This window comes from Labilibaculum sp. K2S, assembly GCF_030372765.1.
Lineage (GTDB): Bacteria > Bacteroidota > Bacteroidia > Bacteroidales > Marinifilaceae > Labilibaculum.
This window is the reverse complement of record NZ_JAUCMW010000005.1, coordinates 38,618-50,555: the sequence shown is the minus strand read 5'-3', so window position 1 is coordinate 50,555 and position 11,938 is coordinate 38,618. Positions and strand designations below refer to the sequence as shown.

The window sequence follows — 11,938 nt, the reverse complement described above, 5'->3', positions numbered from 1 at the left end:
CTATTTTATAATGTTACATTTTCACCACTTCAATCTGTTTCAAAATTTCAATACTTAGAGTCTCCTCCAATTTTTTTGGCTCACCATCTACATGATAAGTTTCAGAATTTGAATCAATTACCAAACTGGCCGCTTTTACAAACTGTACATATTTTGAGTTCTTCAACTTTCCTAAAAACAAACGAACTACGAAGTTTGGCACCACATAAAAAGGAATTTTTTTTATCAAAACCAAATCGAACAAGCCATCGTTGTAGACAGCCTTTGGAGCAATCAAAGCATTGTTCCCAAATTGTCGGGTATTTGCAATGTTGATCATATGATATTTCCCCTCAATAACAGAACCATTAACATTTACTTTCGCTTGTATGGGTTTGTATTTTAAAAGCGCTTGAATAGTGCAATACACATAGGTCTTCAGTCCTCGCGCAGGCATCTTTTCAAATTCAGTTGCCACATAACTATCAAAACCCAAACCAGCCATATTACCGCATAGTTCATTGTTTATCTTAAAGACATCAACCTTTTCCGTTCCTCCTTTTAAAATTTGATCCAGTAATTTTTTAATATCACCATCAAAACCTAACTCCCGGGCAAAACCATTGCCTGAGCCATTAGGCAAAACAGCCAATTTTAGTTTGGGATATTTAATCAAATATTTAAGTGTAGTATTAATCGTACCATCGCCTCCACAAATGATCAGTACTTTGTATTTTTCCGCTTTATCGGTCAAAAAAACATCAAATTCCTCCAACGAATTACTGATAAAATAATCTACTTTAGGAGCAAGCTCTTTAAATTTCTCAAGAATTTTACCCGAATTAGTACCAGAGTGAGGATTAATCACAAAAATGATATCCTGTAAGTTTATTTTTTCCATATCTACTATTGAAGCACGGCACTGTATTTTCTGTCAATCAGAAGCAAGCATTTTTCCGTCTTAATTATTTTGTGCCAAAAATAAACAAATTATTTTAGATGTTTCTGTGCCCAGGCCAAATCCTCAGGTTTACCAAGGTCTGTCCAGATTTTGGAGTCGTCTTTAAAAGCCAGAATCTTTTCATTCTTTGCCAACCGCAAATATAAATCGATAATGGAAAATTTACCTTCCTCTGTAATTAAGGGAAATAGCTTCGGACTAATCAAATGAATTCCACTAAAAGCCAATGCTTCAGACTCATTCATCTCTTCCCGGGCGACTTTAATCTCTCCGGTTTTGCAGTTCTTCCAACCTGTCAGCTGATTATTCTTACTAAAATACAAGTATCTGCTGCTGGTTCTTTCCCGCATAACCATACTTACCAATGCCCCGGTTTGTTCATGGAAATTGATTAATTCAGTTAAATCCAAGGAAGAAAAAATATCTACATTGTAGATTAAAACGGGCGCATCAGGAATAAATAAATCAACGGCTTTCTTTAATCCACCTCCTGTATCCAGTAGTTCTTCGCGTTCGTCTGAAATACGGATATCAACACCAAAATTGTTATTCTTTTGGAGAAAACCCTCAATCATATCTGCATAATGATGCACGTTAATAACGATACGATCGACCTTAAGTTCAATTAATTTTAAAATTACTCTTTCCAAAAGAGGTGCTCCTGCCAACTCAACCAATGCTTTTGGTTTCGAATCGGTATAAGGTCTTAAGCGGGTACCCAGACCTGCAGCAAAAATCATTGCATTCAACATCTTTTCAATTATCAGTGAACAGTTATCAGTAAGCAGTTATTACTTTTTCTTTTTCGCATCACACAAACTCTTGGCTTTTTTAGCCACCCGATTGCATTTTTTGCAAACAAAATTCTCCGAATTGCATACTTTTTCTGCGTATTCCTTCGGTGATAATTTACAACGTTTATTGCCCATATTAACTTCCCTCTATTTCTCGTTCAATGTGCCTTAAACTGATATTCACATCAAACTTTTCCCGTAAATGCTTTGCCAAACTCTCTGCCGAAAAAACGGAACGATGTCTTCCTCCGGTACAGCCAAAGTTCACCTGTAAATTGGCGAAATTTCGACTGATGTATTTATCAACACTCATGTCGACAATACTATACACTGAACCTAAAAACTCATCCATTTCGCTGCGCTCCTTGAAAAAGTCAATTACCGGCTGATCTTTTCCTGTCATCTCAACATATTCCTGATATCTCCCCGGATTATGAATGGCTCTGCAATCGAAAACAAAACCTCCGCCATTGGTTGTTTTGTCTAATGGAATTCCTCTTCGGTACGAAAAACTATTTATTTCAACATGAAGTTTTGGTTTTTCTTCCTTACCTACACTTTTCAAAAAATCTGAAGAAATAACTGCTTTTAGTGCTTTCACCAATTCAGGCAATTCAACAGGAATACTCATTCGTCCCAATATGGTTTCCAAATTTTTTAATGCGAATGGAATCGATTTTAAGAAATGATCCTTTCTTTCGTAAAAACCCCTAAAACCATAAGCTCCCATTGCCTGCATGATGCGAACCAACACATATCCCTGAAAGAAGGAAGTGAAAGCTTTTGGATCTACTGTCTGTACTTTTTGAATCTCCTTTAGATAAAAGGCTAACAGTTCATCCCGGACATCCTGTGGAAGATCTGCCTTAGCATCATATAATAAGGAAGCCAAATCGTATTGCAAGGCTCCTCTTCTTCCTCCCTGATAATCGATAAACCATGGTTCCCCATTTACCAGCATGATATTTCTTGACTGAAAATCCCGATACAAAAAATAATCACGGGGAGCATCCAACAAGTAATCCGAGAATTTTTGAAAATCATTCTCGAGCAACTGTTCATCGAATGGAATTTTAGCCAATTTTAAAAAGTAATATTTAAAATAGTGCAAATCCCAAATCATAGATTGCTTATCGAAACTATCCCGAGGATAACAAACGGTATAATCCAATCCATTTTCTCCTTCGAGTTGAAAACGTATCAATTGAGAAATGATCTTTTTATAAATCTGCACCAAATCGTTGGCAAAACCTTCTCCTACTCTTAAATGCAGAATATAATCGAACAGAGTTGTATTGCCTAAATCCTGTAAAAGATAGATATCCTGTTCGTTGTTTTCGCAGTAAATTTCCGGAACCGAAAGACCTTTTTCTGCAAAAAACCTACTAAAACTAAGAAAAGCAGCATTCTCTTTTTTATCAGCATTAAAAGCTCCTAATACCGTTCTCTTTTCTCCTACTAACCGGATGTATTCGCGATAGGAACCTGATTGAGGTAAAATTTCCGTTTCAATTACTCTGTCATCAGCCCATTCTTCAAATAACTGAATTAGAGCAGTTTTTATTTCTTCTTTCAAATCGTATGTATTTTGATTGCCTAAAGCGTTTTCTTCTGATTACAAATCTACGAAAAGATCTTATACCGACTGGTATATGCAGCTCTTCTAATCTTTCAAAAACCTATTCGTACAAATATCAAACTTATTCTAAGTTAAAAAGATATAGCACAGCAGCACTTCCACTAATAAGGCGGGAAGCATATTTAGAACCTTAATTTTTTTTATTTCTAAAATACTAATGCCTAATCCGATGATTAAAACGCCGCCAACTCCTGCCATTTCGGTGATTATGGCTTCCGGTATTACTTCTCCAAACAAAGCTGCCAACAAGGTTAATCCTCCCTGATAAATCAGCAAAGGAATTACCGAAAATAAAACTCCAACTCCCATAACTGCAGCTAAAGCCACAGCCGAGAATCCATCCATCATCGATTTGGTTAACAGCAGAGTCGGCTCCTTGCCCATTCCCTCTTCCATGCTTCCTAAAATAGTCATTGCACCCAAACAAAACAGCATAAATGACGTAACGAATCCGGTTGAAAATTTATCATCCTTACTTCCTATTTTCCGTTTCAACAACTCGCTCAGGTACTCAACCCGATCCTCTAAACGTAAAAACTCGCCAATTAATGATCCAACCACCAAACTGAACACCATCAACAACAACTCATTCGCTTTTAGAGCCATGCTCACACCAAGGTAGAGTGTAAAAATACCAATGGCTTGAAAAACAATTTTAAACATTCGATCGGGAATCCTGGTCCGAAACAAAAGTCCCAAACTTCCCCCTATCAATATGGCAATTACATTAACCAGTGTTCCTATCATAAAATGATTTTATTTTTGAAAAACTAAATTTAAAAGAAAAACAGGAAAGTCAACGGTCTGAAACAAAAAAAATGTGTAGAATAAAACGATACAGGAATAGAATTCTTTCATTTCTATTCAGATATGACAATATGCATATTTCCGACTACAGAAAAACACTATCTTGTTGCATCTTTAAAACTATAAAAAACAAAATATTATGAAGCGTCCATGCGTGATTTTAACACACAGGAGGATGTTTATTCCAGCTTGGTAATCCCGAATTCGGGACCATCTGACCATAAAATAAAAAAGATAAACAGATGAAAAAGATTTTTGTATTTACCCTTATGCTAATTGGTGTCTCCTTCGCATCAATGGCTCAATATGATGATTATTTCACAAGCGCTGTTATGCGACTTGATTATAATCACGTAGGGAATTCAGGAGAGGAACACTTCGCCTTCGATCAAATGGTAAATGATGGTGAATGGCCTGGCAGTAAAACCGTACTAATCGACAAACTGAATTTGGGGAAATATTGTTTCGAAGTAAAAGATCCAATAACAGGTAAGCTGCTTTATTCCAGAGGATTTTCAAGCATCTACGGCGAATGGGAAACTACATCCGAGGCAAAAACAGAATGGGGAAGTTTTCAGGAATCACTTCGTTTTCCATGGCCAAAAAATGAAGTAGATATCACTGTATTTAAACGCAATATTAATAATGGTTTTGATCCTGTATGGACCTATAAAGTAGATCCAAAGCATTACCGTTCTTTCTCCAGCCCAGTGAAAAATCATTATAACACTATTGATCTGGTTGTGAACGGTAAACCAGAAAATCAGGTTGACATTGTAGTTTTGGGAGAAGGATACGCCAAGGAAGATATGGGTAAATTTAAAATGGACGCACAACGTTTTGCGGAAGTTCTTTTAAGTACAGAACCATACGCTTCTTTTAAGGATAAATTTTCGATCAGAGCTGTGGAAACACCATCTCCCGATTCAGGAGTAAATCATCCTCATCAGGATATACATAAACGTTCGGCACTTTCGGTTACTTACGGCGCTTTCGATTCGGAACGATACGCTTTAGGTTTCGACAACAAAACAATTCGCAATGCGGCCGCCGCAGTTCCTTACGAATTTACAGCTATTTTAATGAATGATTCTATTTATGGCGGTGGTGGTATCTACAACTTGTATATCACAGCTGCCGTTGACAATGCTTTTCAGGAATATTTATTCGTACATGAATTCGGGCACCATTTTGCAGACTTAGCTGATGAATACTACACTTCGGCAACAGCTTATGAAATGGATGCCAAACATTTGGAACCTTGGGAATTAAATGTAACTGCGAATACAAATCCTGAAACTATAAAGTGGAAGGATATTGTAACACCAGGCACTCCAATACCAACTCCCTGGGAAAAGGAGAAGTATGATGAACACAGTATTGCTGTTCAGAAAAAGCGAGTTGAGCTAAGAAAAGCAAAGGTTGATGAAAAAATAATGGAAGATTTCTTTATGAAACAAAGATCGTGGGATGATGAGCTTTTAGCAAACATGGAATACAGCGGTAAAGTTGGCGCTTTTGAAGGAGCTCAATACAAGTCAACGGGCTTATATCGAAGTGCTCCCAACTGCATCATGTTTACCCGTCACGATAAATTTTGTCCGGCTTGTCAACGGGCAATTAAGCTGATTATCGATCAGAACACGAAGTAAAACAAAAACACAGATAATAATAATAATAAAGAGGATGTCAAAAAATGAACTGCACCCAAAAAGTTAGACACAACATTTTGGGTGCAGTTCATTTTTTGACATCCTCTTTTGTAACATTTCTGAAGCAATACCCACTTTGCTCGTCTGCAATTCATTAAAATGAAAGAAACAATGCTTTTTTTAACGTATTTACTTTCTAAGTTTTACAGGCACAGAATCACATTTTAAATACCTCTCAATTTTCTTTACTTCCAGAACATTTACCATTTGAGGTTCATAATCAGCCTTTCCTTCTCCATCAATCTGCTCCACCTTTTGTACAAAAAGATTAATTATTCCTTTATTCTTCCACAATTCTGTATCGAATGATGGCTCCCATGATCCCACCGAAAAGTCAGTCAAATCAACCACTTTCCAATTTCCTTGCTCCGATGTATTCCCAATTGCCATCGACACCTTAGCCCCTCTTTCTTCATCTCTAAAAATCAGATAAAAGGTGGATGTTTTATGCTTTGTTTTTGCTAAAATTTGAGGTCGGGAAATAGGAATACGTTTGGTACCGGCTCCCTTTAATGAAAAGGGTGTTTTCCTGAAGTTTAGATTAATTGTATTCCATTTGCCATTAGTACAACTAACAATATGATACTGTGGAATATCTGAATTCTGTTCGCGCCAATAGCTTGCAATAACAGGCTGTCCGCGTTCATCAGTTGTCATTGATGTTTGATTTATCAGCTCGCTGTTTTGAGGTATATGTGAGGCATATTCCGCTGTGGTGGCTGTAATGGGAAGTGAGTATGTTTGGCCTTGAGAATTTTCCCAGCTTATTCCTCCATCTTTGGACCGTGCATAGCACAAATCATGATTGGAAGCTACATCGGGAGATTCGCGCCATACCCAAGAAACATGAATATCTCCCTGGCTATCAACACAAGCCTGCCAGTAAGCATTTCGCTGCCCTTCTCCATCAATTAGGTTACTTTGTATTTGAACCCATGTTTTAGTTTTACGATCATAGGAATTCATCGCTAAATTCCCTTTTCCGGATTGCCCGTCACGAAACATGAATATAAGATTGCCATTGGGCATCCTAAAAAATTGCGGATAAGTTACATTCGTTTCATTACTACCGGTCATTTCCTTTTCAGGACCCAACTGCAATGAATAGGGTTTTATGCTTTTGGCATATCGTAATGGATTCCCATGAAGATCCCAGGCAACATGAAGATAACCATCACCATCCAGCATAATACTAATGCAATTGTGCGCATCGTTTACATTCCCTTTGTAAGAGGTGGTATAGGTTGTAAATTGATCCGATTTACTCTTTCTCTTCCCCAATTCTAAAAATCCTTCAGAATTATAGTAAGCTATAAACTGTATACCGTTCTGAGTAACCAACGAATTCTGCCTGAATACAACTGCATTAACCGAATTTTCAGACCATCCCTTCGAGACAGGAATTACCTTCTGAGCACAAATATTACAACTCGTAAGTAAAAGAAAAACACTTAATAAGGATATATAATAACGGAACATTCAATCAAATTTAATTGTCATTTTTAATAAAAGTAAAAATACGATTTATATTAAAAATCCCCGCCTGATAGATAAATCATAACAGGCAGGGAATTGTTTGTATTAATCTTCAATAAATGTTACCAATTCAGAAGCTGCTAAAAGAAATGCACCAACCCCAAAATTTGATGTTGAATTTTCATCAACCTGCTGACCAGGAATCGCTCTTTCACCAATAGGCTGAACATATCCTATCGTTCCATCATCCTGCAAAGCAACCGTGGATAAATAAGTCCAGGATTTAGCAACCACAGGGCTGTATTGCTCTTTAGAAAGAATTCCATTGTTCATCCCCCATAAAAAGCCATATGTAAAAAATGCGGTTCCACTGGTTTCAGGACCTGGCGCATGCTCTGCATCAAAAATACTGCGGGTCCAATAACCTTCTTGCTGTTGAGCATCTTTTAAAGTTGATGCCATTTTTTTATAAACATCAATAAATTCAGCTTTATGTGCATAACTATCCGGCATATCCTGAATGATTTTTGCTAATCCGGCAAATACCCATCCATCACCTCTTGCCCAAAAGTCTTTTAATCCATTAACAGATTTGTGTTTTGGATATACATATTTTGCATCTCTAAAAAACAATCCGGTTTCTTCATCGTACATAATGCTTTGCGCATATTTAAAGTATTCGTATAACTTCTCCAGATAAAGTTCATTATTGGTCACTTTATAAAGTTTAGTCATAACAGGCATTACCATATACAAACCATCGGCCCACCACCAATAATCGTTATTTTCTGTGCTCATTTCATATTCCATTACTTCGATGGCACGAGCTATTTTCAAAGAATCCTTTTCCTCAGAAAGATTATATAAGTCGATATAGGTTTGAAAACAAATTTGCCAATCGCCAAACAACACAAACTCATGTGATTCTCCATATGTATATTTCCAATTCGCCTTATCATCTGATTTTGCACCTTTCCATTCATTTTTATTCGCCCAAGACTCAGAATAAGCTTTATATTTCTCTATTCCTGTAAGCTTATAAGCCGCAATATTGCCAGTATGGTAAGCTGCATTGTCCCAAAAAGAACATCCAGATTCTTGATGGGTCAATTGCCAATGATCATTTACCTTTTTGATAATTGAAACGACATCATTTTTTTTAATTTCAGATAAAGTTGCTGCATTATCCTTACTCTTTGAACCTGTGGCAGAACAAGCAACAAACAATGCTGCAAGCCCTATCAGTAAAATGTTCTTACTCTTAAATTTCATAATACTTCTAAATGAATTATTCCAGATAATACAATTATCTTCTACAAAAATTTCTACTTAAAGTTGTCTCCCATATTTGCAAGCAGATATGGGAGATCAAACAATAGGTTTAATTCGCCTTTTCTACGGCACTAATTGTATAACTATAGCTATACGTATTATCCAATAATAAATATGGTTTATGCGGATAACGTCCCCAACTATCATCACCTCCTAATCCCCGTTGTTTAAAATCAACATTCAGATAAACCTGATGACGAGGTGTAACATCACTTGGATGTCTTTGTTTTTTAGTTAAACCTGAATCAAGATCTTCTACCGGGCTATGAGACACTTTCACGCTTAAAGGCTGTAATCCTTTAATTTCTAATCCTATTCCCTTGTTATTTGTCAATGTTAACCACCTTACATCCGTTTTGTTTCCATTCTCCTGAGGTCTGATATAATCAACTTGCTGTTCAGCTACAGTACTTGAATAGATTCCAATAAAACTTGAAGTATTTCTATCCGAATAATTTTCCCAGGGACCTCTGCCATAATAGCTAAACTGATCAAACTGATTATCTAATTTTAACTGCATACCAAAGCGGGGAATTTCCGGAAGTCCCTCTCTGCCTGCAACCCATTTAACATCTACTTTGATTTTGCCATCTGCATACACGGTATAAGTTAATTGATATGGGCTTGCAACGTCATTTAACCACAAGTCAGACTCAACCGTAACAAAATGATCCGTTTGCGTTACTTTTATATCTTTTACGGTTCTGTTTTGTCCGGCATTTCGCCATATATTTAATTTCGAAGGCATTCCATTTCCAAAATCGTTATCGGTTGAAGCTCTCCAAAAATCAGGTTCAACACTTCCATTCAACAAATTTGTTTCTTTGTATTGATATCCTGACAACAAACCACTCCATTTATCGATAGTAATCTTACTATTTGAAGCTGATATCACAATCCGGTTGTTTTTGTCCTCATAGGAGATATCTCCTGTTACTGCATGCTCTTTTTCGAAATAATCATTGCCTTTAAAAACAAATTGTTCCCTTGCAATCTCAAATCCAACGGGAAGTAAAGCTTCTTCTTTTGCCGTAAAAGCATAAATATCCAATGTATATTCTGTTCCTTTTGATGGAACTATTTTAGGAAGCTTTAATTTAACTTCTTTTGATTCCCCGGCATTTAAAGAGACTTTAAACGGAGCTTCTGCACTAATCTCACCATTCTTTTTCAGTATCCATTTAAAAGCATATTCTTTTAAATTTCGAGTTAGAAATCGATTCTGAATGGTTACAATACCATTTTCAATATCTTGATTAAAAAATAATATGTCCTGATATACTTTTTTAACTTCCTCTAAACCTGGATGCGGTATTCTATCAGGAGAAACAAGACCGTTAGCACAAAAATTTTCATCATTTGTATATTTGTAACCTCCAATATCTCCTCCATAAGCCCAGTAATCTCTACCTGAATCATCTGTTGCCTGCAATCCCTGATCTACCCAATCCCAAATGAAACCGCCCTGCATTTGCTTGCTTGAATTGATAATATCAAAATACTCCTGAAAATTCCCGTTACTATTCCCCATTGCATGCGAATATTCGCACATGATATAAGGTCGGGTAACATCTGTACGCTCAGCATATTTCTTCATACTTTCCACGCCTGGGTACATTGGGCAAACAATATCTGTATTCCGATTCTGTCCAGCCTGCTCAAACTGAACCATACGAGTTGGATCTGCCTTTTTCAACCAATCGTAAATGTCATAAAAGACAGGGCCGTTTCCGCATTCGTTACCCATGCTCCAAATAATTACTGATGGATGGTTTTTATCACGTTGAAATAAACGTTCCACTCTGTCTTTGTGCGCCGCCGCCCACTCTGGTGAGTATGCAGGATGTACATCTTTATTGAACCAACTTTGCCATTCTGCACCCATCGCATGGCTCTCTATATTTGCCTCATCGACTAAAAACAGTCCGTACTCGTCGCATAATTTATACCACAAAAGACTTTGAGGATAATGACTCATACGCACCGCGTTAATGTTATGCTGTTTCATGAGTTTGATATCTTTCAACATCGTTTCTTTATCAACAACATGCCCATTGTATGCATTGTGCTCGTGTAAATTAACACCACGCACCAAAACGGGCTTTCCGTTAATCATTACCTGAGCATCTTTAATCTCTACATTTCTGAAACCAACTTTACACGATGTTGCTTCAATTAACTTTCCATCACGATCCGATAATGTAATTAGAAGAGTGTATAAATTTGGCGTTTCATTACTCCATTGCAACGGTTTATCTACTTTCTCTTTTATCTGAATCTGTTGTTGACTCTCACTTTTCAGTTCAACTGAAGAGCTGGTCAATAGAATTTGTTTGCCTGCTTTATTAATCAGATTCACATTTACATGCACTAACTTTGTTTCGGAAAGCTTATTCGCAAGATCAATATCTACATCCAGTACTCCATTTTTATAATTTGCATCCAAACCTGCTTTTGCAAAAAAGTCTGCAATACGAATTTGATCCGGACTATACATGTAAATACTTCGGTCGAAGCCGGATAGCCTCCAAAAATCCTGATCTTCCAAATAAGATCCATCACTCCAGCGATAAGCCTCTATGGCTATGTTGTTTTCACCTTTTCTAACGTATTTTGTGATATCAAACTCGGTAGGACTTTTGGTATTTTGACTATATCCAACCTTTTGTCCGTTTACCCACACATACATAGCCGCGGCTCCACTCTCAAAATGAATATACACTCTGCGGTTTTTCCACCCTTCCGGTAATGTAAAATTTCGCTTATAACTTCCTACCGGATTGTGACTGTGATCGATAAATGGAGGATTCTTAGGGAAAGGATAGTTAATATTAGTATAAATAGGAGTACCATACCCATTCAACTCCCAATTTCCCGGTACCGGCATCTCACCCCAATCCGAAGTATCATATTCTTCTGTATAAAAATCCTTTGGTTTGTCTTCTGGTTTATACACCCAGTTAAATTTCCAAATTCCATTTAATGACAAATACCAATCTGATTGTTGATAATCATCAGCAATAGCTACCTCCTTACTTTGATACGGCAAAAAAGTAGCTCTGGCCACTTCCTTATTAATGCCAAAAACCTGTGGATTTTCCCAATCGTTAATTTGCCCTGTTGTCAATTGAACCTGCATCAATCCTAACAGGAATATTAAAACATATTTCTTCATTATTATTTTATTAAATCTTCAAAACACACCTATTCATCTTTCTACACCTGCACTCCTTACTTT

General features: G+C 36.8%; 8 protein-coding genes. 1 reads left to right on the top strand and 7 read right to left on the bottom strand.

Annotated elements, in window-relative coordinates; all coding sequences use genetic code 11:
* Positions 1 to 13 precede the first annotated feature (13 nt).
* From QUH73_RS08645 to QUH73_RS08630, 4 genes are all read right to left on the bottom strand, one after another.
* Positions 14 to 880 carry a diacylglycerol/lipid kinase family protein gene (locus QUH73_RS08645; RefSeq protein WP_289530038.1) on the bottom strand — a complete coding sequence of 289 codons (867 nt, stop codon included), beginning with the start codon at positions 878 to 880 and terminating at the stop codon, positions 14 to 16.
* An 89-nt stretch (positions 881 to 969) separates the two neighbouring features.
* Positions 970 to 1,692, bottom strand: a complete 723-nt coding sequence (locus QUH73_RS08640) for a nucleotidyltransferase family protein (RefSeq protein ID WP_289530037.1) — start codon at positions 1,690 to 1,692, stop codon at positions 970 to 972.
* A gap of 178 nt (positions 1,693 to 1,870) precedes the next feature.
* Positions 1,871 to 3,310 carry a RapZ C-terminal domain-containing protein gene (locus QUH73_RS08635; protein ID WP_289530036.1) on the bottom strand — a complete coding sequence of 480 codons (1,440 nt, stop codon included), beginning with the start codon at positions 3,308 to 3,310 and terminating at the stop codon, positions 1,871 to 1,873.
* A gap of 129 nt (positions 3,311 to 3,439) precedes the next feature.
* Positions 3,440 to 4,120, bottom strand: a complete 681-nt coding sequence (locus QUH73_RS08630) for a DUF554 domain-containing protein (protein ID WP_289530035.1) — start codon at positions 4,118 to 4,120, stop codon at positions 3,440 to 3,442.
* Positions 4,121 to 4,422: 302 nt separating this feature from the next.
* On the opposite strand from QUH73_RS08630, the gene QUH73_RS08625 reads away from it, so the two are divergent.
* A complete protein-coding gene (locus tag QUH73_RS08625; RefSeq protein WP_289530034.1) occupies positions 4,423 to 5,832 on the top strand; it encodes a M64 family metallopeptidase in 1,410 nt (469 codons plus the stop codon).
* 189 nt (positions 5,833 to 6,021) lie between these two features.
* Here the strand turns inward: QUH73_RS08625 and QUH73_RS08620 are convergent, their stop codons facing one another.
* The 3 genes from QUH73_RS08620 to QUH73_RS08610 form a co-directional block, all read right to left on the bottom strand.
* Positions 6,022 to 7,371, bottom strand: a complete 1,350-nt coding sequence (locus QUH73_RS08620) for a BNR repeat-containing protein (RefSeq protein ID WP_289530033.1) — start codon at positions 7,369 to 7,371, stop codon at positions 6,022 to 6,024.
* 102 nt (positions 7,372 to 7,473) lie between these two features.
* On the bottom strand, positions 7,474 to 8,640 hold the full coding sequence (locus QUH73_RS08615; RefSeq protein WP_289530032.1) for a glycoside hydrolase family 88/105 protein: 1,167 nt from the start codon (positions 8,638 to 8,640) through the stop codon (positions 7,474 to 7,476).
* Between the two features lie 109 nt (positions 8,641 to 8,749).
* Complete coding sequence (locus QUH73_RS08610; RefSeq protein WP_289530031.1) at positions 8,750 to 11,875, bottom strand: glycoside hydrolase family 2 TIM barrel-domain containing protein; 3,126 nt, start codon at positions 11,873 to 11,875, stop codon at positions 8,750 to 8,752.
* Positions 11,876 to 11,938 lie beyond the last annotated feature (63 nt).